We start from the raw sequence: 24,672 nt of genomic DNA, 5'->3' as shown, positions 1-24,672 counted from the left end.
AGCTGCATAGCTGCTGTTTTACTTCCCCCAAAGAAACACAATAGTTAATAAAGAGTGTGGAACAGTATTTTTCTAACAAAAGCCGTTCTTTTGCCATATCATTATTGAGATTCGTTATCATTCGCGTTATTGTTTGCGTAGTTAAAATGAATACATGGAGCTGTAATGTTGTTCGCATCCCGTTTCAGGCTGTCTGCCGTCGCTGTTGCTTTAAGTTGTTTACCCGCATTTGCGCAAACTGCTGCCGATATCAGCGCAGAGCGGCAGATTGAAACTATTACCGTCAGGGGTGAGAAAACTGACCGCTCGATACAGGACACCACCAGCAGTGTGGCGGTTACCACTGCACTTAAAATTGAGCAGGAAAACCTGCAAAGCCTGGACGACATTCTAAACCGCACCGCTAATGTGTCGGCCATGTATGGCAGCCGTGGTTTTACTATCCGCGGTATTGCCGATGAAGCCGGCGCTTCTAACCCGCTGGCGACTATTTACTTAGACGGTGCCGCGCTGCCAAGCCAGATTGCTGACGCCGGCCCGACTGACTTATGGGACATAGCCCAGGTAGAAGTGATGCGCGGCCCGCAGTCGACTATTCAGGGCGAAAACGCGCTGGCCGGCGCCATAGTGATGCGCTCAGCCGAGCCGACAATGGATTGGGCGGCCAAAGCAAGAGTACAGTTTTCCGACCCGTCTGATCGCCGTATCGCCTTTGCCGGTGGCGGCCCGCTGATTGAAAACGAACTGGCATTTCGTGTTGCGCTGGAAAAGCGCGATTTTGACGGTTACGTACACAACATTACCCGTAACGAGCCAGAAGATGCCGTAGATGCCTTATCGGCACGGATAAAACTGCTGTGGACACCCAAAGCTCTGCCCGGTTTCAGCGCCAGGCTAACCCACCTGCGCGACGATTCTGAAGGGCCTTATATGTATGTATACAGCGCCATTGATCAGGATGATTACTACAACAACCGTATTAACCGCTCAGATGCAGAGAGTAAAACCGATATTGTTACCGATGTCACCACGCTGGAGCTGAACTACCAGTTGAATGATGTATGGTCTGTTTCGGCGACTACCGCCAAAACGCGCTCTGATGCATTTCGTAGCTACGATAATGACCAGACCGAGCAAAACCTGGCCTACGGCCTGACCGACGGTGTTTTCGATACCCTGTCGCAGGAGTTGCGGCTGCACTACAGTGGCGACAACTTGCGGGCGCTGGCAGGCCTTTACTGGTCACGCCGCGAAATGGACAGCATGACATCTACCCTAACTAACGTTGTCACGCCTTTATCCACTATTGCCGCCGTGCTGCAGGGCAACGGGCTGGATGCGGCCACAGCGCAGCAACTGGCCGCCTTATACGGACAAGCCCTACCGGTGATCCCGGTCGACTACAACAATGTCAGCCCAACGCAATCAGAAAACCTGGCGGCATTTTTTGACCTGGAATATCAGCTGTCAGCACAGTGGACTTTACTGGCAGGCGCCCGTTTTGATACCGAGCAATACGATTACCAGTCAGACACCACCGCAGAGTTTGCCGGTACCCTGCCAGACCCGGCCAATTTTGGCGCACCGGGAACGGCACTGTACGCCGCCTTTAGCGGTATCAATAACGCCGTACTTGGCATGGTTAACGATGCGGCCAGCAGCGTACCGGCCAGCAGCCGCGATTTTAATGCCTTTTTACCCAAACTGGGCGCGCGCTGGCAGTACAGTGCAGAGCAATCACTGGCATTTACCGTGCAGCGTGGCTACCGATCGGGTGGCAGTTCGTACAACATTGCCCGCGGCGAAGTGTTTGGCTATGAGCCGGAATTTACCACCAACTACGAGCTGGCATGGCGCAGTAACTGGCTGGATCAAAACCTGACCGTTAACAGCAACCTGTACTACATCGACTGGACCGACAAACAGGTTATCGCCAACTTTGGTATCAACAGCTTTGACTCGCATACCGTTAATGCCGGTAAATCGCATTTGTATGGCGCCGAGTTTGAAGTACGTCAGCGCATCAATAATCAGCTCGACTGGTATGGCTCTTATGCCTATTCCAAAACCCAGTATGACGAATTTGACGCTATTGCCGGTGCGATGATCAGCAACTTTTCCGGCCAGCCATTTGCCTATGCGCCACGCCATACTGCTGCACTGGGTGCGAACTGGTATCCGGCAGACAACTGGGCACTGAACGTTAACAGTAACTTCAGAAGTAAAGTTAGTACCGGCCCGCGTGACAGCACACTGTGGTTATCGTCCCGTGCGCTGTTTAATGCCCGGCTAAGTTACGACAGCACTAACTGGTCAGCGTATTTGTTCGTTAACAACCTGTTCGATAAAGGCTATACGCAGTATCACTGGGCCGGTGAACAGGTGGCTATTTTCGGTGCACCACGGGTGGTTGGCGCCGGTTTACAGTGGCAATGGTAACCGGCTTATGATGCTATTTCTGGCCGCTATCAGCCTGGTTATCTGTGCGCTTGCGGTGTACTTGCTGGCACCACAGCAACAACTGCTGCAAAAGAAACTGCCTGGCACAGCGCTGCTGATTGTCGCAATAACCGCATTGCTGATAGCGCTATGGTTGCTGGCACCGGGCTACGGCTTCTGGCCCGCATTTTACCTCGCGCTGACATTGCTGATGCTGTACTGGGTATTGCTGCCGTTTCTGATCCGGCGTAAAGGAGTGCGACATGGCCGCTAAACACTGGGCTGCCGTGCTATTTGGCCTGCCGCTTACCATTGCACTTATTGGCATACTGGCGCTGCTGTTTCCGGGTGAAGCACAGCGCTCTGTGCTGCCGTGGTTGCTGTTCACCTTTCCAGTATGGGTGCTGATAATGGCGCTGATGTACTTAAGCCGCAGTAACAAAAAACTATGGTTGTTACTCACCGTGTTAACCGTGTTTAGCTACAGCCTGTTATGGCTGATCAAAACTTATGTCGTGGCGGGATAAATGAAAGTCAGTACCCAGAAAAGCTTCCGTAATCTGCATACCTGGACCGGCTTACTTACCGGCCTGCTGCTGTTTATTGCCTTTTATGCCGGAGCTATCTCGGTGTTTGTGCATGAATTACAGCAATGGCATGGCGCCGTGCAGCAACGCAGTGCACCGCCATCGTTGGCTCAGGCGCAGCCGCTGATCGATCAGGTATTGCAGCAGCATCCACAGGCTGCACACGGCTTTAACCTGCTGCTGCCCGGCGCGCACGGCCCTGATCTGGCTGTACTGTGGTACGACGCAGAAAGTGGCAAGCAGTATAAATTTGCCGCCGATGAGAAGCCTGCAGCCACACCACAGCTTGCCCGGCAAGACTTTATCAATCTGATTTACGACCTGCACTTTACTGCCGGCTTACCAAGGCAAACCGGTTTGTACCTGTTTGGCATAGCCTGCATTTTATATGGCCTGGCGCTGCTAAGCGGCATAGTGATTTATGCGCCGGTGTTTCTTAAAGACTTATTTGCCTTCCGCTCTGATCAGGGTACCAAACGCAAATGGCTGGATATGCACAATGTCGTCGGCGTATTGTCATTGCCGTTTCACGTTATTTTCGCCTGGAGCGGCGCAGTACTCACCATTGGTTTTTTAATGTTAGCGCCATTTCAGTTTCTGGTGTTTGACGGCAAGCTGCTGGAGATTTTAGAGCCGGATTTTGATGTGGTTGCGCATGTTGAACCATCAGGCGTGCAGGCAAAAATGTTACCGCCAGAGCAATTATTGGCGCTAGCCGCTGAACATATGCCAGCCATGCAGCCGGAAATGCTGTATTACCACGATGCAGACGATACCAACGGCACCGTAACTATTTATGGCCATCTGCCATCAGCTACCTTAACGCAAAATGCCGCCGTGGTGCTTAACAGTGCCAGTGGTGAACTGGCCGGTATGTTAAGCCCGGACCAGTTCCGCCCGGGCACCACTTTTTTGCGTGGGTTGCAAAACCTGCACTACGGTGACTTTGCCGGTTATGCGTCAAAATGGCTGTACTTTGTACTGGGGCTGGCTGGCGCGTTATTGTTTTACAGCGGCAACCTGTTGTGGCTGGAAGTACGGCGACGCAACAGCAGCGCGCAACCAGCCAAATTACGTGTCATGGCGTCGCTCACACTGGGAGTGTGTTTGGGCTCCGTCGCGGGGGTTTCTGCACTCTTTATTGCAGGCTCACTGCTGACTGAAGCCTGGCACAGCACAGTGTATTTCAGCGTGTTCTTTGCCGCTTTAGTCTGGGCCTTTATCCGCCAGCCAGCCAAAGCCGGTGCTGAGCTGCTGTATATTTGCGCGCTATTAACAATGCTGGTACCTGTTGCGGCCTGGTATGGCAGCGGTGCGTTTTTTCTAACCCCGCTGCTGCAAGGCGCTCTGCTGCGGCCCGCGGTGGAAGGCACGGCGGTGTTGCTGGCGGTTTTATTCTGCTTACTGGCCCGTGCCAGCCAGCGCCGGGCCAATCGGCTGGACAACAGCATCTGGGCAAAAACAGCCTGAAGCCGCTAGCTGTTATTCAGGCTTTGCAGCGTTAACTCCAGCAGGTAACGCTTTAACTGTGCCACCCGCTGTGGCCGGTTAAACAACTGATACAGTTGCAGCCAGTCTGCAGGTGGCATCCAGCAGATCTGGTTTTGCCAATGGCATTGCCTGGGCTTAAATGTCCAGTGCACAAGCTCATCGTGCTGTTTCACCGCAATACCGGCCATCAGTTCAATATCCGGCCAGCCTTTTTGGCTGAAACGACAAAAATGTACCGACATATACTGCGGGTGAGGCGCTGCATTTTGTGCCATAAAGTCATCCGCCTTAAGAGTGTCGCAGATAGCGGCAAAATCTGCTTCTGTACAGACCATATCAATATCATTGGGTGAAGCTTCCAGCCCCAGGTGCCACAGCAGACAACTGCCACCAATGCCAAACTGAAAACTCTGCAACTTAGTACACAGCTGTTGCAGCTGCGTTTGTAACTCAGGGTGTTTCATCTAAATCCTTTATCAGCTGCGCCAGAAACAGCAGCTTTTCATTGTTAAGCTGACGATAGTCAAAGTAAGGGCATACTAACAACCGGTGATAGCTATCGACCGCGAACTCGTTATTCAACCAGTTCAGCTGAGCGCTCAGGCCCGCATCCAGCAAAGCTTTAGCATAAGTGCGGCCAGCAATAATATGAATTTGCTGGCTATCGCCATTCAGCCACGGTGCGCTAAACCACAGTGCAGTATTGCTTTGCGCCTGCAGTAAATACTGGTCGCGAAACAGCTGCCAGCTTTTTGCCTGCGTAGTAAATGAAAACTGCTTAGCATCCAGTGCAAACAACAGTTTAGCGTAAACATTAAACACCTTACGCCAGCCATTACCGCAAGCGCGGTTAATCAGCTCGATTTCACCGCTCTGTAACGGCTCAACTGCCGCTAAATCGGCGTATTCAGCCATTGACGGCCTGTTGGCGATATAAACATTTAGCTGCGCATCAGTATCACCAAAGCCAGCGCCATATTGTGAAAGAGATATCATTGCACGCGAATCCGGATATGCGCTCAGCCTTAATTCAGCTGGCTACTGTAGCATAAGCAGTTGCTCTGTATCTGATTGCAAGGTAATTTTGACCGCTACTTTGCCAGGGAATGCCTATGTCATCTGTTGCTATCGCTGCTGTTAACCGGCTTGATAACTGGTTAATGCAGGTCACCCCGCCTGCAAATACTGAAGGTTTTCGCCGCTTTTGCTGGGAATTCTGGTTTTTCGGCCTGAAGCAGGCCAGGGCCTGTTTGTTCGTGGCGTTGTTTTTTGCATCCGTATTGCTAGTGCCACGCAGCGGTATTCTGGCGATTCCGCGCTATGACGTGCTGCTTATACTGGCGCTATTGATCCAATTCTGGATGGTATGGAGCAAACTGGAAACCTTAGATGAGCTTAAAGCTATCTGCCTGTTTCATCTGGTGGGTTTTGCGCTGGAGGTGTTTAAAACCTCAGGCAGTATTCAGTCGTGGAGTTACCCGGATTTTGCCTACAGCAAAGTATTCGGCGTGCCGCTATTTGCCGGTTTTATGTATGCCGCAGTGGGCAGTTATATTATTCAAAGCTGGCGTCTGATGCAGCAGCGGGTCGTACATCACCCGCCATACTGGATGGCAGTGCTGGTGGCGCTGCTTATTTATGCTAACTTTTTTACTCACCATTATATCGGCGACTACCGCTGGTATATCGCCGCCGCGACACTGGGGTTATATGCCCGTACCGTGGTGTATTTTACGCCGCTGGATCGCGAACGCAGTATGCCGCTATTACTCGGTTTTGTGCTGGTCGGCTTTTTTATCTGGCTGGCGGAAAACATCAGCACCTTTATGGGGCTGTGGAGTTACCCGAATCAGCTCGGCGCCTGGTCGGTGGTGCATTTGGGTAAGTGGAGTTCGTGGTCGCTGCTGGTGATTATGACCTTTACCATAGTGGCGCAGCTAAAGTACGTAAAACAGCGTATTGATGTGCCGCGCTAGCCATAAAAAAGGCTACCCACAGGTAGCCTTTTTCGTAACGATAACTTTATGCATCTTTGTCCAGTAGAAAGGTAATTAACTGCTGCAGCTCGGCTTCCATATTTTTGGTGCTCAGCGCCGCATTATTAATTTTGTACTTACCGTTCACAATAAGCATCGGCACACCTGTCAGTACCCGGCGGTTAGACAAATCATCCTGCTCTTTCTTCATCTGATTTGCCGCACCACGAATAGAAAAGCTCTTCATCGCTTTATCATAGGTGTCGCCGTCGATGTCATGCAACAGTACCAGGCTGCGAATGTCATTTTCGTTAGCAAAAGGCGCACGGTTACGGTGAATCTGATTAAAAAATGCACTGGCCACCGCATCACCTTTACCCAACCCTTTCGCGACCAGATAGGCCCGGGCCAGCGCATTTTGCAGCTCGGGCGACGCGGCACGGATAAAGTCGACATGCGATTTTTTGAACTCAACACCGGCAGGTAACTTCTTTGCCACGCTTTGAGCTATGGGTTCAAATGCATTACAACCACCACAGTAGAATGAAAAATACTCTTTCACCTCAGGTTTGGCGGTACCTTGCTCCGCAATAACGTCGTAATGCTTGCCTTCTTCAAATTGTGCGGCTTGCGCCACAGGCAACAACAGTGTCAGTGCCAATAATGCAAATAGCTTCTTCATCAGTAACGTGCCCTTAAGCGTCTTTTGCCAGCAGGAAAGCGATCAAGTTCTGCAGATCCTGCTCAACATTTTTTCTGTCCAGTTCTGCCAGGTTGATCCGGTATTTACCATTGACCAACAGCATAGGTACGCCAGTTAAAATACGACGGTCACTGAGCTCTGTCTGCTCTTTTTTCATCTGCTTCACAGCAGAGTTTACCGAAAAGCTTTTCAGCGCTTTGTCGTAAGTGGCAGCATCGAAATCGTTAATCAGCATCAACTGGCGGATATCGTCAGCGTTGGCAAAACCGGCACGGTCACGGTGGATACGGTTGAAAAACGCCATCGCGATTTTATCACCCTGATGCTGAAAATCGGCTACCACATAAGCCCGTGTCAGCGCTTCCTGCAATTCAGGTGATGCAGCACGTAAAAAATCGACATGCATTTTTTTAAAACTGGTACCTTCAGGCAGCTTATGCTCCACGCTCTGCATTATCGGTTCAAACTGGTAGCAATGCGGACAGTAAAACGAGAAAAACTCTTTCACTTCCGGTTTGCTGGTAGCGACATCAGCCACCACATCGTATTGCTTGCCTTGCTCATACTTCGCTTCGGCGCAGGCCGTCAGCGGCAGCAGTAAAGCCATTGCTAACACAAACAGTTTTTTCATGCTCAGTAATATCCTCTGATGCGGTAAGTTGGACACAGCTTAACAAAAACTCAGTAGTCTGGCACTAATGAAAGCGGCGGCTGCTGTAACAGAAATAATTGCTCTTTTAATGCCAGCACCTGTTGTTCCCAGTATTTGTCTGTACCGAACCATGGAAAGTTCATCGGGAAAGCCGGATCCTGCCAACGTCTGGCCAACCAGGCCATGTAATGTATCATTCGCATTGCCCGTAAAGGCTCGATCAGCTTAAGCTCGGCCGGGTCAAACTCACAGTACTGCTCGTACTCTTCCAGCATCATTTCCAGTGTATCGCGCTGCTGCTGGCGGTCACCGGATAACATCATCCATAAATCCTGAATTGCCGGGCCCGAGCGGCAGTCATCCAAATCAACAAAAAAAGGTCCCTGCTCGATGTAGAACAGGTTGCCGGCGTGGCAATCACCGTGCAGTCGGATCATATTAGTGGGTTGGTATTGTTCTGCGCACAATGCAATGACCTGATCCAATACACTATCAAATGCCGGACGCAGGTAGCCGGGGATAAGCGACAGTTCAGCCAGCAGTTGCCGGCTTTGGAGTAAATGACTATCGATACTGAATGCCGGACGATGCACAAAAGCGGTTGCTTTACCGACCTGATGTAAACGGCCGAGAAAACGCCCCAGCATGGCCAGTTGCTCGTCATTGTCGATCTCGAGCGTGCGGCCACCACGGCTTGGAAATAATGCAAAAGAGTAACCGGCAAACTGTAGCAGGCTGTTACCCTTTACTGCTAAAGGCGCAACAACCGGCACATCGGCCGCTGCCAGCTCTGCTGCGAACTGATGCTCTTCCAGCAATTGCGCTTGTGTCCAGCGCTGTGGCCGGTAAAACTTGGCGACAAACTTCTGCGGCCTGTCATTGCCGGCCTGATACGCGCTGAACTGGTAAACGCGGTTTTCATAACTGTTCAATGCCAGCAGGCCTGAACATACGTCCAGGCCTTGCTCGGTCAGCGCATCCAGGATCAGATCCGGCTGCAGTGTACTGTAGTCAAATGTGGTCATCGGTTGCCCAGGAAAAACTTCGTCGCCTGCTGCAGCTGGACTTCAGCGTTATCCTGCTGCTGAACGGTAAACGTAATTTCCAGTGAGCGCTCTTTCGTGCTGTAGGGATCCAGTGCCAGGCTGATTGGCACACTACCAGTTTCACCACCATTTAAACTGACCTGATGCGGGCCTATCCAATTAAAGCTGGCATCTGCCGACACGCTTAAATCAAACACCACTGTATGCTGGGATTTATTGGAAATACTCAGCGTGTACGTATTTTCGACCAGGCCATCATTGTTGGTGCGGAACAACGCACCACGGTCACGGATAATATTCATCTCCAGCGGCACCCGGCTGTATAACGTCCAGGCGAAAGCAGTGCATACCGCCAGCAATACCAGCAGATAACCCAACAACTTAGGCCGTAACACCCGGGTAGGCTTGCCATTTAAGCTGTGCTCGGTGGTGTAACTGATAAGCCCCGGCGGATAGCCCATTTTACTCATGGTATCGTCACAGGCATCAATACAGGCGCCGCAGTTAATACACTCATATTGCAGGCCGTTACGAATATCAATGCCGGTAGGGCACACATGTACACACAAATTGCAATCAATGCAGTCACCTAAGCCTTTTTCTTTGTAGTCTTTATCTTTGCGGCTACGCGGGCCGCGGTTTTCACCGCGTTTCTCATCATAGGTGACGGTGAAAGTATCTTTATCAAACATGGCTGACTGAAAACGGGCGTACGGACAAATATGCGTACACATGATTTCCCGCATCCAGCCGGCATTACCGTAGGTGCACAGCGTAAAAAACAACACCGATGTCACTGCCCAGAAACTGGCTTCCAGCGTAAAAAACTGCATGAACAAATCGGCCACAGGTGTGAAATAACCAACAAAAATCAGCGACGTCAGTAGTGAAAATGCCAACCAGCAAAAATGTGTGGCGGCTTTTTTAAAGAATTTAACGCCCGACCAGGGCTCGGCATCCAGCTTCATACGCTGGTTGCGCGTACCCTGAATTTTTTCTTCAAACCAGATAAAAATAAAGGTCCACACTGTTTGTGGGCAAAGATAGCCACACCAGACCCGGCCATAAAAGGCGGTAATAAAAAACAGTGCATAAGCGGCAATAATAAAAATCCACGCCAGAATGGTGAAGTCCTGTGGCCATAATGTCAGCGCGAAAATATTGAATTTCTGCTCGGTGATATCAAGCAAAATGGCCTGATGCCCTTCGTACTGTAACCAGGGCAACAGCATAAACAAGCCCATGAATACAAAACCCATATAACGGCGAACCGCCTGATGTAGCCCTTTTACCGCCCGCACATAAATGCGGTTACGCGGTGCATACTCTGGTGCCTTGTTTGCGCTGGGTGTATGCACTTCAACATGCACCGGAATATTTTTAATATCTATCTTTTGCTGATCCACTACCGACCCCGATACTGCTGTCTGCACTTGCCGCTGATTATAACAGCTTACACGCTGAATTCTTTGACCTGTGACAAAGCAAATTCTGTGCCTGTTGCTGACACCTTGCCAAATCGCGCTTTATAGCAAAAACCGACAACGTGGTTTACAGTTACGGCTGAATATTGTCATTCAGGTTTACGATTTTCAGATATCAGCACAGTGCCGATGCATGCGCCGCTGCAATCCGATACAATAGCGGCGTGTATTACCGGAGTTCAGACGTAATGAAAAAGTTTTTCTGGTTAGTGGTGATAGTGCTGTTAGTGATTACCTTTTCGGATCACGAAAAGATTAAGCCGTATAAAGAGCAATTGTTTGAAGCGATTTTAGATAAGGCCGCGATAGCTGGTGACAGCAAAGAAGGCGCCCTGCGTAAAACCCGCAAGCAATTACTTGAGTTGTCAGAACAATGGGGCGAAAGCCAGCGCGCTCAGCTGGAAAAAGCGACCAGCAGCATTGATAGTCTGAAACGTTTTCGTCTTAATTACTGCGTAAATAAAGACTTCAGCCCCATCTTGTATGGTGAGCCGTTACAGCAGACCTGTACAGTCATTGAAAATAACTATCATAATTTAACCCAACCTTAAGCAGAGGGCTGTGCTATGCGTACTTGTGGAATCGAGATCAAAGGTAGTGAAGCCATCGTCTGCCTGATGACGTTAAAACATGGCTTGTTCGAACTGGCTGACTGCCGGCAGAACCGCTTTGCACTCAGTAAAGATGCCGACCAGCAACAGATGCGTCAGTTTCAGTTTACGTTTGCCAAATTTATTGAGGATTACCAGATAAGTCAGCTGGTGATCAAAGAAAGGCCGCAGAAAGGCAAATTTGCCGGCGGCGCAGTAGGGTTTAAAATAGAAGCCGCGTTACAGCTTATTGCCGGCTGTAACTGTACCATTATCAGCGCCACGGAATTAAAAGAAAAACTAAAGCGCCACCCGTTACCAATCGACTTTAAAGATACCGGTTTAAAAGTGTTTCAGGAAACGGCGTTCCTGGCCGGCTATGCCTTTTTGATGAAATAGCCGGTTTCACCCACTATTTTTTCTTTCTGGCCAGCTGCCGTTTTACCGGCTTGCTGGCCTGTAAAATCAATTTGCGGATTAACTTGGATTTGGCTTCGCCGGTTGCCTGGCTCAGCTCGTTTAACGCATCTATCGCTTCCTGGCTTAACGTGAAGGTCGCATGGCGCATCGGCAGCCGGGTCGTGTCATCAGTATCATCCGCATCCGGCAGCCGTAAACTAACGATACGCGGCATGCCCATCGCATAATTATTAGCATCATCAATAAATTCGTCTGCCGTAAAACCGGATTTACCGTGCGGCTGCGACTTTTTCTTCAGATCGGTCAGCGCCATCTTCTTGTATCGCCTTCATTGCCAGTAACTCGGTCACTATATCACGGATCTCCTGCGCGGCTTTACCGTCAGGCTCTACATCCATTACAGACAAACCTTTTTCTTCGCTGTCATCATAAGCATTGCGATTGTAAGTAATAGCATCCAGCACCCGGATGTTAAACGACTTACACACTTCTTTTGCATCCAGAATGCGGTTCGCCTGATTTGGCAGCGACGGGCACTGCGTAATGACGCAACCAACAATCATGTCGGGATTTACCACGTTGCAGGCACTGACCAAATCTTCGAGATGCTCCAGCGTTTTCAGGTCGCGCCGCTTAGGCCGTAATGGAAACAGCACATGAGATGCCACCACCATCGCGGAGCGCAGTGCGACGCTGTCCTGGCCACCACAATCGACGATGACCACATCGTAATGCATTTCAAGGCTTTTCAATTCATAACGGATTTTGCCATACATTTGCACGCAGTTTATCCAGGGTAAAGCAGCATCGAGGTGCCGCTCCTGCACCCAATCGGACGAGGTGCGTTGCGGGTCGCAATCAACCAGCATGACATTGGCCTTCTTCTCACGGGAAAAGTACACCGCAATATTCTGTGCCAGACAGCTTTTTCCGCTGCCACCTTTTTCTCCACCCACTAACAAGATCATCAGGCTACCCTCACTTACACCAATTAGCTGTCATAATTTCAGACAGGGCTGTGGCATAAGTGTAGATGACATCACTGACTTGACCAGCGACACAGTAGAAAGATTTCTGCTAAGCGGATGCTTTAAAACATAATAGTGCCCGGTTAAAACAAAAAGCGGAGCTGTTGCTCCGCTTTTATACTGTGATTTTTCGGTCTTTAACTGCGGCGACGTCGCAGCGCCAATAAACTTAGTGGTAACAGCAACCAACCAAAGCTGCCGCCACTGCTGCCACTGTCACCACCTGAACCACCGGTATTGGTGGTAGGAACCAGCGTCAGGCCAGAAACGGTATTAGTGCGGTTATCCACAACCACCATAGATTCAATAGTAATCAGGTTGTCAGCCACCAGCGGCTTATTATCATCATAGTCTGAATCCGAGTAGTTGAGCAGCGGAAGATCAGCTGGCTCTGGCGGACCAAATACGAAGAATTTATATTGCGGTATCGCGGCAATAGCGTCTATCACTGCCATATCGGTACTGCTAATCTGGCCAAATACGGTATAACCATTATTCTGAAAATCCAGATTAGACGCATTATTCACTAAGTTAATAAACCACTGGTTTGTCGCACTGTTCGGCTTGTTGGGTTGTTTGGCCATAGCGATGGTGGCGCGTACATTAGACCATTTTGGTTCGTTAATAATCGGGGAATTTGTTGCAGCGGCTTTAAGTGGCAGTTCTTGATCAAACACATAACCACCGCCCTGAACCACAAACCCTGGTATAGAACGGTGAATAAGAGTGCCATCATAGCGGCCCGAACTCACATAATTTAAAAAGTTCTGCACTGTTACCGGCGTACTTTCATCGTACAGGTTAATTTCAAACTTACCCACATTGGTAGTCACCTCAACGATAGTGGCCTGCGCCAGGCCACTGCAGCCTAGTACTGCGGTCGCTAATAAGGCTTTAAAGCGTTTTGTTGCTGTCATTATTGTTCTCCGTAATTTGTGCTGCAGCTTAAATCAGGCTACAAAACAAAATCCAGCAGGATAACAATTAATTACGTTTAGCTTTTGCCACTGCCGCGCCAGTGGTCTTACGCCGATAGCGGCGGTTTGCCTGAGCGCCTTTTACCGCAGCGTTTTTGCTACCGCGCCAGCGTTGCGTGGGCTGCGTTGGCAAACCAACAGGAGTTGCATTGGCCGCTCCCTGAATTAACAGCTGTAGCTGCTGCAACAGCGGTTGCATAAAAGCCTGATAACTTTGCTGACGCTGGCAGATAGCATTGAGGGCGGCTTCCCAGCGCGCTGTCATATCCGGCGTCACCGCTTCAGCAGGCAGCGCGTTAATCAATGCAACACCTGTTGCAGTGGCATGGATTTGTTTGCCGCTGCGCTGCAGAAAACCACGTTTAAACAGCAATTCAATAATGCCGGCCCGCGTTGCTTCAGTACCAAGCCCATCGGTATCGCGCAGGATTTTGCGTACTTCATCATTGGTCACATAACGGCTAATCCCCGTCATTGCCGCTAAAAGTGTGGCGTCAGTAAATGGCTGCGGTGGGCTGGTATTTTTGTCCAGCACCTTTGCCGCAATACATAACAAAGGTTGACCAACCACCAGAGCGGGTAAAGTAGTCTGTAACTGGCTTTGCTCGGCTTCATCAGCGGTAAGCGCTACTTTATCGCCGCTATTATGCAGTCTGAACAGCTTCTTCCAGCCTGCACTGCGCTCCACTCGTGCTTTGGCAACAAAACAGCCGCCGGCAATAGTGACTTCTGCCAGCGTATCGCGGTAGCAAAATGGTGGATAAAACTGCGCCAGATACTGGCGGGCTATCATCTGATATAAACGCTGCTCAGCAACACTGAGCCGCCCGGCTGGCATGCGTTTTTCAGTCGGAATAATGGCATGATGCGCATCTACCTTGCCATCATTCCACGCTCTGCTGATTAAAGCAGTATCTGCTTGCTGCACGGCCAGCGCTAACTCAGGTTCATTCACTGCAACAGCCTGAGATACCGCTTTAACCTGCTTCAAATGTTCTTTTGGCAGATAACGGCAGTCAGAGCGGGGGTAAGTAATAAGCTTGTGCTTTTCATACAACTGCTGGCAACTATCCAATACCTGCTGTGCCGTCATACCATAACGCTTCGCCGCCTCTATTTGCAGAGTTGACAGGTTGTAAGGTAACGGCGGTGCCTGCTTAGCCTCTTTGTGTTCAAGCTTACTGACCACAGCCGCTTGCTGACAGATTTTCTGCTGCACTTTCTCAGCAAGTGCCTTTACCAACACCCGGCCTTCGTCATCCTGCCAGGGTGCGCAAGCACTGCTCGGTTGCCATAGCGCAGTAAAGCGCTCCTGTTGCTCTGTTTCCAACTCAGCCAGTACCTGATAAAAAGGTTTGGCAACAAAGTTTGCAATGTCCTGATCGCGTTTTACCACTAAACCTAATAGCGGCGTTTGCACCCTGCCCACTGATAACACGCCCTGATAGCCGGCTTTCTGCCCCTGCAGGGTATAGGCTCTGGTCATATTTAGCCCATACAACCAATCTGCCCGGCTACGTGCCAGAGCTGACGTCGACATCGGGACAAAATCACGGTTTGGCTTTAACTGGGTAAGCGATCGCTTTACCGCAGCCGGATTCAAATCACTGATTAACAGCCGCTGTGTGCCCGCCAACTTGCTTTCACTGACACCACAATACGCCAGCACCTCATCTACCAACAACTGGCCTTCACGATCCGGATCACCAGCATGAACCAGACTGTCGGCCTGTTTTAACAATTTCTTAATCACGTTAAGCTGCTGTTCAGCTGACTTTCGTACTTTTAACAGCCATTTGTCCGGTACTATCGGCAATTGTGCTGCCTGCCAACGTTTGTAGTCAGGGTTGTAATCCTGTGGTTCAGCTTGTTGCAATAGGTGCCCGATGCACCAACTGACCACATCACCGTTGGCCAGACGAATAAAGCCTTTGTCTTTGTACTGAGGTTTGGGTAACACCGCAGCAATAGCCCGGGCGAGACTGGGTTTTTCAGCAATATACAGGATCATAGCGGCACCAAACTGTTTTTATATACAGTATATTAGGCGGCAAGATAGCGGGTTGCAAAGAAAATGTAATTAAAATTTGGTTTTAATAAAAAAGTGCTTAGAATGAGGGCGTAGTAGTACTCTGTATTTGACAGTCATTCCACCCGGTCAGTTGGATAAATAGCAATGCAATATAGTGAAGTTAAGAAGATCTGTGATGAATTGCACAAAACAGGCAAACCTGTTTCATTAGATTATTTAATTTCTAAAGTGCCCGGTGCACAGGCCAGCCTGGTCGTGCATTATCAAAAATGGCGTAACGAACAAGCAAACAGAGCTCCTGCCCCCGCCAGTACAGACAGTTTTTTTAGTGAAGACTTTGTCACTGCCTTTCAGCGTGAATCTGAGCAACATGCGAAAAAGCTAACAGATCAGCTAAATCAGCAGCTGCAACAAGCGATGCAGGCTGAAGTGCTGGCAGCAGAACATAACCGAGAGCTGCAACTGGAGCTGGAGCAACTGCAACAGCGCAAAGCCGAGCTGGAAACCAGTTTACAGCAGCAACAACAACAGCTTTCAACGCAGGCAGAGAAATATGCCAGCCTGGTCAGCGAGCGGGATCAGGTTCAGACGCAAAACCGCGACCAGCAAGCCAAGCTTGAGACCTATACTACCGAACTTGAGCAGTTAAAGTCTGAACTGGCATTGGCTGACCAGGAAGTCACTGACAGTAAAACCAAACTGACCCAACTGGAAAAAGCACTGGAAACAGCCACTCAGCAGGCCACAGATGCCAAGAACCAGCTGAATGAAGCGAAAGCTGAAGCCGAGCAACTCCAGCTGAAACTGATTGCAGCGCAACAAGCACAGGATGAGCTGGAAGAACAGTTGCAGAACGAACAGCAGCTGAATCAACAAAAACTGCAGCAGCTACAGGCTGAACTTGCTGCGGCAGAGCAGGAATTAGAACCTCTGCAGCAAAAAGCAAAGTTAGCTGAGCAGGCTGAGCAACAAATACAGGCATTACAGCAAGCTGAAGCCAGCATTAAAGCGGAACTCGACAAAGCGCGTCAGGAAAGCAAAAAGGCTCAGCAGGACTTACAAACCCGTGACCACGATGTTACTGAGCTTGAAGCCATGCTGAGTGAATTTGAGTCTAAGCTGCAACAGGCCACCAAAACTGAAACACAGGCAGTAGCACTGAATAAACGCTTACAAGCCCAGTTGGAACAGGCGCAAAAAGCCCAGTCAGGCGGCGAACCGGTTACCGTTGTTGATCAGCAGGCAATCGCTGAAGTAGAAGCCAGGCTGACGGCTGAAATCGACGCCGTGCAACAGCAACTGGAACAAACAAAACAGTTAACTGAAGAACTGACAGCAGAGCGGGATGATGCGCTGGCAAAGCTTGAGCAAGCCTTGCAGCAGCAGAATGAAGTAGCAGAGCAGGTACCTGCTGAACAAAATGCATTGAATCAGCAAGCGGAAGAAACCATTTCGCGGCAGGAAAAAGAGCTGGAAGCGCTTAGCAAACAACTGAGCGAACTGAATAAAGAGCTGGATCACAGCCGGCGTGAAGCCGATGTGCAGCGTGATAATGCATTTAAAGCGCAGGAACAGCTTGATGCAATGGAAAAAGCGCAACACACCGCCGATATCGACGATTCACAGGATATACAGGCAACGCTCGAACAGCTCAAAGCCAATAACGCTATGCTGAAAGAGCAAAGTGCCATCACCGCTAATCATCAGGCGGAGCAACGTGAAGTTATCCGTCAGCTGCGGGAAGAATTGCAGCAGCAACGCGATCTGGTTGCCGATCTGCAGCTGGAGAAAGATAAATTCCAGAAACAAAAAGCTCAACTTGAACAGCAGGTTAGCTTTGTTAAAGATAACGCTGCAGCCACCATTGAGCGCTTAACCCGCTACCGTGAGCAGGCCCAGGAAAAAATTGAGAAACTGGAGAAGAAGCTAAGCAAAGCCTCTGACTAGCCCTCGCCGTTAGTTACCTGACGCTACGTTTTAAATGTTATTCTGAAGCAACAGCCGGGCGCTGCGCCCGGCACATACTGCAGCTGCGCATCCTGAGCCTGCAGCAAAGCCCGCGACAAACTTAAGCCAATACCTGACCCCTGTGTTTTAGTGGTAAAAAACGGAATAAATATCTGTTTGGCAACCTGCTCACTGATCCCCGGCCCATTATCGCAAATATCCAGTTGCCAGCCATGTTGGCGGTGTTGCCGTAATGAGATGTCTAATTGCCTGTCGGTGGTTTGCTGCAGCGCATCCAGCGCGTTTTGCAGCAGGTTGATAAGGACCTGCTCGGTTAATGCTTCATCCAGCCACAGCTTAGCCTGGTCGGGCAGTGCAAGCTTCAGCTGAATATTGTGCCGGGCAAGCGCGGACCGCTGTAACGCTAAGCAGTTGTTGATGATGGTAACCAGATCCGTTAACTGTAAGCTGGCTTTCACCGGTTGACTAAGCTGTTTAAATGACAGAATAAAGGTGGAAAGATGCTGACCTCTGCGGTCTATCGTCGCCATAGCTTCTGCTAAATCGGCATGTTCATCCGTGCTCAGTACATGACCAGCCTGCGGCAGAATATGCAGACAACTTTGCGCCAGCGACGCCATCGGTGTCACTGAGTTGGCAATTTCGTGTGTCAGCACCCGTGTCATTTGCTGGTATGCCTGCACTTCTTGCTGTAACAATGCCTGATTAATACTTTGCAATGTAACCAGTTTACGAACCTGGCCCTGCAACCTGGTGCACACTATGCTAACGGCCAGCCGGTCAGTGTAGCCAGGCTGCGTCCATTGTAGCTGGCCCTGATAATGTCCTGTTGTCGCTTGCAACCTGCTGATAAGCGCCTGCAAATCTGTACTGTTGACCCGGCCTTGCTGCAGTTCAGTATATTGCTGCCCCGACAACAACCGCGCAGCAGCCGGGTTAGCTTGTAACAGGCAATTATCCGAACTGAACTCCAATACTGCAACATCCAGCTGGCTAAGCAGCGTTTGCAGATATTGAGCCCGCGCCTCAGCCTGCTGCCGGCTGCGGCTAAGCTGCTGTTGGGCATCAGCCAGCAGAGCGCTGAGCTGCGGCTGCCCTACTAATGTCAGCGAGGTATCCTGATTGATCAGAGCCTTCAGCACCAACGCTGCGTGGCGTTGCTGTACCCGACCCAACTGCCAGATCATTACAGCAGCAAGCGATGCAGCAAGCGTTATTGTGACTGCCAGGGCAGACGGCCCTTGTTGCCATTGCAGGCAAGCCAGCACCAGCAGCACAGTGAAGCTCAGCAGTAAAAGTGGCAAACGCAGATTAGAGACCATATTTTTCCAACCGCCTGTATAGCGCTCCGCGGGTCAGCCCCAGAGCTTTGGCTGCCTGACTGACGTTACCCTGATAGTATTGCAGCGCCTGACGGATGGTTTTCTCTTCAACAAACTCCAGCATAAAATCAGCCGCTGTATCAGCTGCATCAGTTGGCCCCGATGTCGTAGCAGTTGCAGATAAGGCGCTGTCTGACTGGCTGAAATCCAGCGTATTGTTATCTGCCAGCACTACAGCACGCTCTACCGTATGCGCCAGTTGCCGGACATTCCCCGGCCAGTCGTAGTGCTGCAGATAACGTAAATCTGCCAGGCTGATTTTCAGTCCCTCACGCTGATAATGTTCGCTGAATTTGTGCAAATACCAGTTCAGCAGCAACGGTATGTCCTGCTGACGCTCCCGCAGCGGCGGCAACACAATTTCTACCGTATTGATCCGGTACAGCAAGTCTTGCCGGAATCGTCCCTGCGTCACCGCCTGGTGCAGGTTGTCGTTGGTAGCACAAATCAGCCGGATATCTATGGCAATACTCTGGCTGCCACCTACCGGCACCACAGTGCGCTGCTGCAGTGCGGTGAGCAGTTTCGCTTGCTGCGGCAAACCAAGGTTCGCCAGCTCATCGAGAAACAGGGTGCCACCACTGGCCTGGACAAAACGGCCATTGTAATCGGCTTTGGCATCGGTAAAAGCGCCTTTTTTGTGACCAAACAATTCACTCTCAAGCAGGCTGTCACTGAGACTGCCCATATCAACCGTCACCAAAGGCGCACCAGCACGGGCAGATGCCTGATGTATCGCCTGTGCAACCAAGGCTTTACCGGTACCACTTTCCCCCAACAGCAGCACATTGGCTTGTGTCGGCGCCACCTTCTCAATGGTGCGCAGCACCTGCTGCATTGCCGGACTATCTCCGAGTAAGGGTGTGCTGTCTGAGTCTGGCGCAGCGCGGACCGGCGCCTGCGTAGCAGGCCTGTGCTGTGATGCCTGACACAGCGTGTCAAGCAGTTGCTCATTTTGCCAGGGTTTGGCAAGAAAGCTCGCCGCGCCCAGTTGCATCGCTCTCACAGCCAGGGGCAGCGCAGCATAGGCTGTCATCATCACGACTTTCAGCGTGGGCTGCGCTGCCAGTGCCTGCTTTAAATAAAACAGCCCTTCTTCACCGCTTTGCGTATCACGGCTGAAATTCATATCGAGCAACAGCAGATCAAATGTCTGACTGGCCAGAGTGCTGATTAACAATGCCGGTTCATGCAAAGTCACGACACTGGCAAAATGCTGTTTCAGGAAAATACGGCTGGCGGTGAGGATATCCTGGTTGTCATCCAGTACCAGCACGCTAAGTGGCTGCTTCATGCTTTAATCCCCGCGTGTATTGCAGCACCCTACCGAAAACCACGCGACGAGGCAACAAGCTTTTAAATCCAACAAGTTACCGGCTTTTAACACTGTCCGTTAATGGACACCCTGTTGTACCGCCAGCGGACACCTCCCGGCCTCGACAAAATATAAATATTTGAATTTAAACAAATAAAAATCCGGCACGCTGATTGCGTTAGTTGCAGATATGACTATTGCAGGAGCTCACAATATGGATAAGAAAATTGCCCCCTCTGCCAGGCATCGCCTGACCAAACCCGCGGTACTGCTCGTTACGGTAGCAATCATTGCCTGGCTTGGCATGAACTGGCAGGCCAGTGCCCGTACCTCTGTATTATTGCCGCTTAGTTCGGTCAGTACCGCCATAGTACAGCAACAGAACCTGCAGGAAAGCATTGCACTTCGCGCCAACATCCTGCCGCAGCAGACGGTGTTTCTCGACGTGATTGAAGGCGGCCGGGTAGAGGAAAAGCTGGCAGAGCAAGGTCAGTTTGTCACGCAGGGCCAACCCCTGGTGAAACTAAGCAATACCGCGCTGCAGCTGGATTTAATCAGCCGCGAAGCTCAGGTAACCGAACAAATGAACTTTCTGCGCAACACCCAGATGACAATAGAAACCAACCGGCTGAACCTGAAACGGGACGTGCTGGATATCGAGCATCAAATTGCAACGCTCAGCCGCAATCTGGCACAAAGTGAGCCACTGGTAAAAACGGGTGTACTGGCCAAAGAGCATTTACTGAACCTGCAGCAGGATCTGCAGTATCAACAGCAGCGCCTACTGCTGACACAGCAGCAGCAACAGCAGGAAGAAGCGATTCGCCAGCAGCAACTAAGCCAGCTCGGCGACAGCGTAGCTATGCTGACAAAGAACCTGGAGTTTGCAAGGCAGAACGTGCAGAACCTGCTGGTTAAAGCGCCGGTTAGCGGCTATTTGAGCGAGTTTAACGTCGAAGCCGGTGAGTCCCGCGCGCCGGGTAGCCGTATGGGCCAAATCGATATCCCCGGGCAATACAAGCTGGTAGCCAGTGTTGATGAATTTTATTTAAGCCGGGTCGCTATTGGCATGCAAGCCACTGCACAGCTGAATCAGCAGCCGCTTGACCTTGTTGTCAGCCGCATTGATAGCCGGGTAGTCAACAACCAGTTCCAGCTTGAGTTTACCCTGCCGGGCGAGCATAACGTGACCCGGGGCCAATCCGTAAACCTGACACTGAAACTGGATGCACAGCAACAAGACGCGCTGGTGTTGCCACGTGGGGCATATCTGGCCGATAGCGCGGGCCAGTATGTGTATGTGCTGGACAGCAATACCGCTGTGGCTCACAAGCAAACCGTGACGCTTGGCAGGCAAAGTGCCAATCAGGTTGAGATTATCAGCGGCTTGCAAGCCGGTGATCAGGTGATCATTTCCGGCTATCGCGATTTCGCCGAAGCCGATACTATTCAATTACAACAATAAGGACTGCAATATGATCCGTTTACAACAATTAAACCGGGTGTTTCGCACCGCTGAACTGGAAACTACAGCGCTTAATCAGATAGATTTGCATATTGAACAGGGCGATTTCGTTGCCATTATGGGACCTTCCGGCTGCGGCAAGTCTACCTTGCTCAGTATCCTGGGCATGCTGGACAGCCCCACCTCAGGCGCCTATCTGTTCGAGGGCACGGATATTGCCAACTACAGTGAAAAACAACTGGCGCAGCTGCGTAAAACCAAACTTGGCTTTGTGTTTCAGAGCTTTAACCTAATCGACGAACTGACAGTATTTCAGAATGTTGAGCTGCCGCTGCAATATCAGGGGGTAGCCGCCGGCGAGCGTAGACAACGGGTCGAAGCGATTTTACAACGCATGCAGATCGACCATCGCGCTGATCACTTACCACTGCAGTTATCCGGCGGTCAGCAACAGCGGGTGGCTGTCGCCAGGGCTCTGGTAATTAACCCGGCACTGATATTAGCAGACGAACCTACCGGTAATCTCGATTCGAAGAACAGTGAAGAAGTAATGCAGATGCTGCGCCAGTTAAACCGCGAAGGCACCACGGTAGTCATGGTGACGCATTCCGAGCATGAGTCGCGCTACGCCAGCCGCATTGTACGGATGCTGGATGGTCAGATCATTACCGAGCGTGCACTGGAGGCAAAATATGCGTAACTCACTGACCATGTTGGGTAATTATCTTACTACCGGTGCGCGCGCAGTGCTCAGGCATAAAACCCATTTAGCACTGAATTTAATGGGCTTAACGGCTGGCCTGGCTTCGGCGCTGCTGATTTTGTTGTATGCCAGCTATGAGCTGGGTTTTGATAAAATGCACCCCGATGCAACCCATACTTATCGCTTGGAACAGCATTTTGCTTCAATGAATCAGCGCTTTCCGGTATCAAGCCCGGCAATGAAAGCCGTGCTGCAAAATTATGATGATCGTATTCAGGTGACACGTTTCAGCACAGGAGCACCACCTCTGCGGCTGGCAGAAAACAGCCAGCAACTGTCGCTGGAATGGCCACTCTCAGTTGACAGTAACATCACAGAATTTTTTACCATTGAGGTGCTACAAGGCGATCTTGCTGCAACTTTGGCACAGCCAAACCAGATTGCGCTGGCTGAGCATGAAGCGCAACGCTTGTTTGGCGGTACTGATATTATCAACCGGCAGTTTCAGTTGGGCGATCAGCGCTATACCGTAACAGCCGTATTCCGCTTACCGCAGCAAAGCCATCTTCAGGCAGGTTCGTTACGCCGTATCAGTGACAGCGCAGCCGCCGCCAGCATAAGGATGAACAACGTATACAGCTATATTCATCTGCCGGATGATATTGATAAAACTACTCTGCTTAACCAACTTACATCCACACTGAACCAGCAAGCATATGACGGTCAGCAAATGAGTAGACTGGAACTGCGAGCCCTCACCGACATTCATCTGCATTCGGCATTAGCTTATGAGTTCAAGGTGAATGGTTCAGCCAGTACGGTACGTATTTGCCTGCTGCTGGCGGCATTATTACTGCTGATTGCTGCCATCAACTTTATTAATATGAGTACAGCACGCGCTGGTATGCGGGCAAAGGAAGTCGGTGTTCGTAAAGCCTTAGGCGCCAGTCGCAGCCAGTTATTTTTGCAGTTTATGCTGGAATCGCTGCTGATAGCTGTTTGCGCCGGCTTACTGGCGGCCGTTGCCGTAGAGCTGGCTTTACCTCAGTTTAATCAGCTGGTTAACCGTCCACTTGAGCTACACTATGCTGGCAACTTTGGTGTAATTTTAGTTAGTAGTGTATTGGTGGTTGGCTGTCTGGCTGGCACCTACCCGGCTGTGTTTATTTCTGCTTTTGATGCCAAAAAAGTATTAAGTGGCGATTTTCAGCGCGGTAATACAGCTATCTGGCTACGCAAAGGCTTGCTGGTATTGCAGGGCGCTATTACCGTCGGACTATTGGTGGCCAGTATAGTGTTGCAGCAACAACTGCAACTGCTACAAAATCAGCCTACCGGTTATCTTCGCGACAGTCGGTTATTAATTAAAGGCATAAATAATCAGCATTTATTCTGGGCCGGTAACCAGGATTTACTGCAAAGCCTGGCCAAGCTGGACGGTGTCAATGCGGTGTCTATGCTGGATATGCAGCTTACTGAAACGGTGTCCCAGGCGATGGATATCCAGCTACCTGGTCAGACGCAGGACAATACCTTGCCGCCGGTATCACAGATAGGTGTCGGTTTTAATGTTGCTGAAGCAGCAGGCCTAACTGTGTTAGCTGGCCGTGATTTCAGCGAGAACTATCAAAGTGATTGGTATCAGACGCATGACGACCATGCTACCGCCTCAGTCATCATCACGGCTTCATTAGCAAAAAAAGCCGGCGTAACTAACCTGAACGATGTGATAGGTCAGCAATGGTTGCTGCCCGGTGATGAACCTGTACTGCGTATGACAGTTGTCGGCGTGGTAGCCGATATTCAGGTCGGCTCAGCTTTGAAACAGGCCGAGCCGCTGATACTGATTTGTGGTCGCTCGCCTATGACCTACAGCAACATTATACTGGACTTACAGCCTGAATTTGCCGTTGGCACTCAAAGCAAAGTGCAGCAGTTGCTGGCAGATCGGCTACAACGGCAGGATCTGAGGCTGAGCTGGTTAAACGATGATTACAACGCCATGTACCATAACCAGAGACGTCAGAGCAAAGTGATCGCTATTTTTGCCAGCCTGGCCATTGCACTAACCTGTATCGGCTTATTTGGCCTGGCAGCCTTCAGCGCAGAGCAACGTTCACGTGAAGTTGCCATGCGTAAAGTACTGGGCGCAGGCCGCTTCAACCTGGTTAATCTGCTGGCCAGTGAATATCTGCAGCTGATGGCAATCAGCAGCATGCTGGCCATTCCTGCAACATACTGGATATTAAACAACTGGCTCAGCGCGTTTAGTGTCCGTATCAGTCAAAACCCGCTCTGGTACCTGCTGGCCGCGGCGGCTGCCTTTGCCATCTGTTGGTGCACTGTCGCCGCGCTGGCCTGGCAGGTTGCAGGGCGTAAGCCTGCCATGGTATTAAGACAGCAGTAAAAGCATA

23 protein-coding genes are annotated in these 24,672 nt (G+C 50.6%); 11 read left to right on the top strand and 12 right to left on the bottom strand.

What is annotated here, in order from left to right; genetic code table 11:
* The first annotated feature begins 165 nt into the window (after positions 1-165).
* Genes LHL18_RS05730 through LHL18_RS05715 form a run of 4 tightly spaced genes read left to right on the top strand, consistent with a single transcriptional unit; the run spans position 166 to position 4,496 of the window.
* Positions 166-2,439, top strand: coding sequence for a TonB-dependent receptor (locus LHL18_RS05730; RefSeq protein ID WP_226766144.1), 2,274 nt, complete (start codon positions 166-168; stop codon positions 2,437-2,439).
* Positions 2,440-2,446: 7 nt separating this feature from the next.
* Positions 2,447-2,713, top strand: a complete 267-nt coding sequence (locus LHL18_RS05725) for a hypothetical protein (protein ID WP_226766143.1) — start codon at positions 2,447-2,449, stop codon at positions 2,711-2,713.
* Positions 2,703-2,966: a hypothetical protein gene (locus LHL18_RS05720; protein WP_226766142.1), complete on the top strand. Its 264-nt coding sequence runs from the start codon at positions 2,703-2,705 to the stop codon at positions 2,964-2,966. Before LHL18_RS05725 ends, LHL18_RS05720 begins: the two co-directional genes overlap by 11 nt.
* A complete protein-coding gene (locus LHL18_RS05715; RefSeq protein WP_226766141.1) occupies positions 2,967-4,496 on the top strand; it encodes a PepSY-associated TM helix domain-containing protein in 1,530 nt (509 codons plus the stop codon).
* A 5-nt stretch (positions 4,497-4,501) separates the two neighbouring features.
* On the opposite strand, the gene LHL18_RS05710 is transcribed toward LHL18_RS05715, so the two are convergent.
* Positions 4,502-4,981, bottom strand: a complete 480-nt coding sequence (locus LHL18_RS05710) for a hypothetical protein (RefSeq protein WP_226766140.1) — start codon at positions 4,979-4,981, stop codon at positions 4,502-4,504.
* On the bottom strand, positions 4,968-5,513 hold the full coding sequence (locus LHL18_RS05705; RefSeq protein ID WP_226766139.1) for a DUF6942 family protein: 546 nt from the start codon (positions 5,511-5,513) through the stop codon (positions 4,968-4,970). The genes LHL18_RS05710 and LHL18_RS05705 overlap by 14 nt, the downstream gene beginning before the upstream one ends.
* 116 nt (positions 5,514-5,629) lie before the next feature.
* Here LHL18_RS05705 and LHL18_RS05700 point away from each other — a divergent pair, with 116 nt between their 5' ends.
* Positions 5,630-6,493 (top strand): DUF817 domain-containing protein, encoded by an 864-nt coding sequence (locus tag LHL18_RS05700; protein WP_226766138.1) that lies wholly within the window; start codon positions 5,630-5,632, stop codon positions 6,491-6,493.
* Positions 6,494-6,539: 46 nt separating this feature from the next.
* Here LHL18_RS05700 and LHL18_RS05695 read toward each other — a convergent pair whose 3' ends face one another.
* The 4 genes from LHL18_RS05695 to ccoG are packed head-to-tail and all read right to left on the bottom strand — an operon-like array spanning position 6,540 to position 10,300.
* Entirely contained in the window at positions 6,540-7,175 is a 636-nt protein-coding gene (locus tag LHL18_RS05695; RefSeq protein WP_226766137.1) for a thiol:disulfide interchange protein DsbA/DsbL, read from the bottom strand.
* 13 nt (positions 7,176-7,188) lie between these two features.
* On the bottom strand, positions 7,189-7,827 hold the full coding sequence (locus tag LHL18_RS05690) for a thiol:disulfide interchange protein DsbA/DsbL (protein WP_134053268.1): 639 nt from the start codon (positions 7,825-7,827) through the stop codon (positions 7,189-7,191).
* A gap of 50 nt (positions 7,828-7,877) precedes the next feature.
* Positions 7,878-8,873: a serine/threonine protein kinase gene (locus LHL18_RS05685; protein WP_226766136.1), complete on the bottom strand. Its 996-nt coding sequence runs from the start codon at positions 8,871-8,873 to the stop codon at positions 7,878-7,880.
* Complete coding sequence (gene ccoG, locus LHL18_RS05680) at positions 8,870-10,300, bottom strand: cytochrome c oxidase accessory protein CcoG (protein WP_226766135.1); 1,431 nt, start codon at positions 10,298-10,300, stop codon at positions 8,870-8,872. Before ccoG ends, LHL18_RS05685 begins: the two co-directional genes overlap by 4 nt.
* Positions 10,301-10,566: 266 nt before the next feature.
* Between ccoG and LHL18_RS05675 the strand changes: the two genes are divergently transcribed.
* Both LHL18_RS05675 and LHL18_RS05670 read left to right on the top strand, forming a co-directional pair.
* A complete protein-coding gene (locus LHL18_RS05675) occupies positions 10,567-10,929 on the top strand; it encodes a hypothetical protein (RefSeq protein ID WP_226766134.1) in 363 nt (120 codons plus the stop codon).
* Between the two features lie 15 nt (positions 10,930-10,944).
* A complete protein-coding gene (locus LHL18_RS05670; RefSeq protein WP_226766133.1) occupies positions 10,945-11,367 on the top strand; it encodes a DUF3010 family protein in 423 nt (140 codons plus the stop codon).
* Positions 11,368-11,380: 13 nt separating this feature from the next.
* On the opposite strand, the gene LHL18_RS05665 is transcribed toward LHL18_RS05670, so the two are convergent.
* The 4 genes from LHL18_RS05665 to LHL18_RS05650 form a co-directional block, all read right to left on the bottom strand.
* A complete protein-coding gene (locus LHL18_RS05665; RefSeq protein WP_134053278.1) occupies positions 11,381-11,701 on the bottom strand; it encodes a replication protein RepA in 321 nt (106 codons plus the stop codon).
* On the bottom strand, positions 11,658-12,356 hold the full coding sequence (locus LHL18_RS05660) for a nucleotide-binding protein (RefSeq protein ID WP_134053281.1): 699 nt from the start codon (positions 12,354-12,356) through the stop codon (positions 11,658-11,660). Before LHL18_RS05660 ends, LHL18_RS05665 begins: the two co-directional genes overlap by 44 nt.
* Before the next feature lie 197 nt (positions 12,357-12,553).
* Positions 12,554-13,333, bottom strand: coding sequence for a peptidylprolyl isomerase (locus tag LHL18_RS05655; protein ID WP_226766132.1), 780 nt, complete (start codon positions 13,331-13,333; stop codon positions 12,554-12,556).
* Between the two features lie 67 nt (positions 13,334-13,400).
* Complete coding sequence (locus LHL18_RS05650) at positions 13,401-15,404, bottom strand: DNA topoisomerase III (RefSeq protein WP_226766131.1); 2,004 nt, start codon at positions 15,402-15,404, stop codon at positions 13,401-13,403.
* A 165-nt stretch (positions 15,405-15,569) separates the two neighbouring features.
* On the opposite strand from LHL18_RS05650, the gene LHL18_RS05645 reads away from it, so the two are divergent.
* Entirely contained in the window at positions 15,570-17,372 is a 1,803-nt protein-coding gene (locus LHL18_RS05645; protein WP_226766130.1) for a coiled-coil domain-containing protein, read from the top strand.
* A 23-nt stretch (positions 17,373-17,395) separates the two neighbouring features.
* Here the strand turns inward: LHL18_RS05645 and LHL18_RS05640 are convergent, their stop codons facing one another.
* The gene (locus tag LHL18_RS05640; protein WP_226766129.1) at positions 17,396-18,715 is read right to left on the bottom strand and encodes a sensor histidine kinase; all 1,320 of its coding nucleotides are present in this window, start codon (positions 18,713-18,715) and stop codon (positions 17,396-17,398) included.
* A complete protein-coding gene (locus LHL18_RS05635) occupies positions 18,705-20,069 on the bottom strand; it encodes a sigma-54-dependent transcriptional regulator (RefSeq protein WP_226766128.1) in 1,365 nt (454 codons plus the stop codon). The genes LHL18_RS05640 and LHL18_RS05635 overlap by 11 nt, the downstream gene beginning before the upstream one ends.
* A 235-nt stretch (positions 20,070-20,304) precedes the next feature.
* Here LHL18_RS05635 and LHL18_RS05630 point away from each other — a divergent pair, with 235 nt between their 5' ends.
* The 3 genes from LHL18_RS05630 to LHL18_RS05620 are packed head-to-tail and all read left to right on the top strand — an operon-like array spanning position 20,305 to position 24,665.
* Positions 20,305-21,555, top strand: a complete 1,251-nt coding sequence (locus LHL18_RS05630) for an efflux RND transporter periplasmic adaptor subunit (protein WP_226766127.1) — start codon at positions 20,305-20,307, stop codon at positions 21,553-21,555.
* 10 nt (positions 21,556-21,565) lie between these two features.
* Entirely contained in the window at positions 21,566-22,255 is a 690-nt protein-coding gene (locus LHL18_RS05625; RefSeq protein ID WP_226766126.1) for an ABC transporter ATP-binding protein, read from the top strand.
* Positions 22,248-24,665: an ABC transporter permease gene (locus tag LHL18_RS05620; protein ID WP_226766125.1), complete on the top strand. Its 2,418-nt coding sequence runs from the start codon at positions 22,248-22,250 to the stop codon at positions 24,663-24,665. Before LHL18_RS05625 ends, LHL18_RS05620 begins: the two co-directional genes overlap by 8 nt.
* Positions 24,666-24,672 lie beyond the last annotated feature (7 nt).

Source organism: Rheinheimera aquimaris (assembly GCF_020531985.1).
Classification (GTDB): Bacteria; Pseudomonadota; Gammaproteobacteria; order Enterobacterales; family Alteromonadaceae; genus Alishewanella; species Alishewanella aquimaris.
This window is presented reverse-complemented; position numbering and strand designations above follow the sequence as displayed.

Excerpts from the sequence above, each read along its gene's own strand:
- LHL18_RS05730 (WP_226766144.1), top strand. The coding sequence starts at position 166 with ATGTTGTTCGCATCCCGTTTCAGGCTGTCTGCCGTCGCTGTTGCTTTA.
- LHL18_RS05725 (WP_226766143.1), top strand. The coding sequence starts at position 2,447 with ATGATGCTATTTCTGGCCGCTATCAGCCTGGTTATCTGTGCGCTTGCG.
- LHL18_RS05720 (WP_226766142.1), top strand. The coding sequence starts at position 2,703 with ATGGCCGCTAAACACTGGGCTGCCGTGCTATTTGGCCTGCCGCTTACC.
- LHL18_RS05715 (WP_226766141.1), top strand. The coding sequence starts at position 2,967 with ATGAAAGTCAGTACCCAGAAAAGCTTCCGTAATCTGCATACCTGGACC.
- LHL18_RS05710 (WP_226766140.1), bottom strand. The coding sequence starts at position 4,981 with ATGAAACACCCTGAGTTACAAACGCAGCTGCAACAGCTGTGTACTAAG.
- LHL18_RS05705 (WP_226766139.1), bottom strand. The coding sequence starts at position 5,513 with ATGATATCTCTTTCACAATATGGCGCTGGCTTTGGTGATACTGATGCG.
- LHL18_RS05700 (WP_226766138.1), top strand. The coding sequence starts at position 5,630 with ATGTCATCTGTTGCTATCGCTGCTGTTAACCGGCTTGATAACTGGTTA.
- LHL18_RS05695 (WP_226766137.1), bottom strand. The coding sequence starts at position 7,175 with ATGAAGAAGCTATTTGCATTATTGGCACTGACACTGTTGTTGCCTGTG.
- LHL18_RS05690 (WP_134053268.1), bottom strand. The coding sequence starts at position 7,827 with ATGAAAAAACTGTTTGTGTTAGCAATGGCTTTACTGCTGCCGCTGACG.
- LHL18_RS05685 (WP_226766136.1), bottom strand. The coding sequence starts at position 8,873 with ATGACCACATTTGACTACAGTACACTGCAGCCGGATCTGATCCTGGAT.
- LHL18_RS05675 (WP_226766134.1), top strand. The coding sequence starts at position 10,567 with ATGAAAAAGTTTTTCTGGTTAGTGGTGATAGTGCTGTTAGTGATTACC.
- LHL18_RS05670 (WP_226766133.1), top strand. The coding sequence starts at position 10,945 with ATGCGTACTTGTGGAATCGAGATCAAAGGTAGTGAAGCCATCGTCTGC.
- LHL18_RS05665 (WP_134053278.1), bottom strand. The coding sequence starts at position 11,701 with ATGGCGCTGACCGATCTGAAGAAAAAGTCGCAGCCGCACGGTAAATCC.
- LHL18_RS05660 (WP_134053281.1), bottom strand. The coding sequence starts at position 12,356 with ATGATCTTGTTAGTGGGTGGAGAAAAAGGTGGCAGCGGAAAAAGCTGT.
- LHL18_RS05655 (WP_226766132.1), bottom strand. The coding sequence starts at position 13,333 with ATGACAGCAACAAAACGCTTTAAAGCCTTATTAGCGACCGCAGTACTA.
- LHL18_RS05650 (WP_226766131.1), bottom strand. The coding sequence starts at position 15,404 with ATGATCCTGTATATTGCTGAAAAACCCAGTCTCGCCCGGGCTATTGCT.
- LHL18_RS05645 (WP_226766130.1), top strand. The coding sequence starts at position 15,570 with ATGCAATATAGTGAAGTTAAGAAGATCTGTGATGAATTGCACAAAACA.
- LHL18_RS05640 (WP_226766129.1), bottom strand. The coding sequence starts at position 18,715 with ATGGTCTCTAATCTGCGTTTGCCACTTTTACTGCTGAGCTTCACTGTG.
- LHL18_RS05635 (WP_226766128.1), bottom strand. The coding sequence starts at position 20,069 with ATGAAGCAGCCACTTAGCGTGCTGGTACTGGATGACAACCAGGATATC.
- LHL18_RS05630 (WP_226766127.1), top strand. The coding sequence starts at position 20,305 with ATGGATAAGAAAATTGCCCCCTCTGCCAGGCATCGCCTGACCAAACCC.
- LHL18_RS05625 (WP_226766126.1), top strand. The coding sequence starts at position 21,566 with ATGATCCGTTTACAACAATTAAACCGGGTGTTTCGCACCGCTGAACTG.
- LHL18_RS05620 (WP_226766125.1), top strand. The coding sequence starts at position 22,248 with ATGCGTAACTCACTGACCATGTTGGGTAATTATCTTACTACCGGTGCG.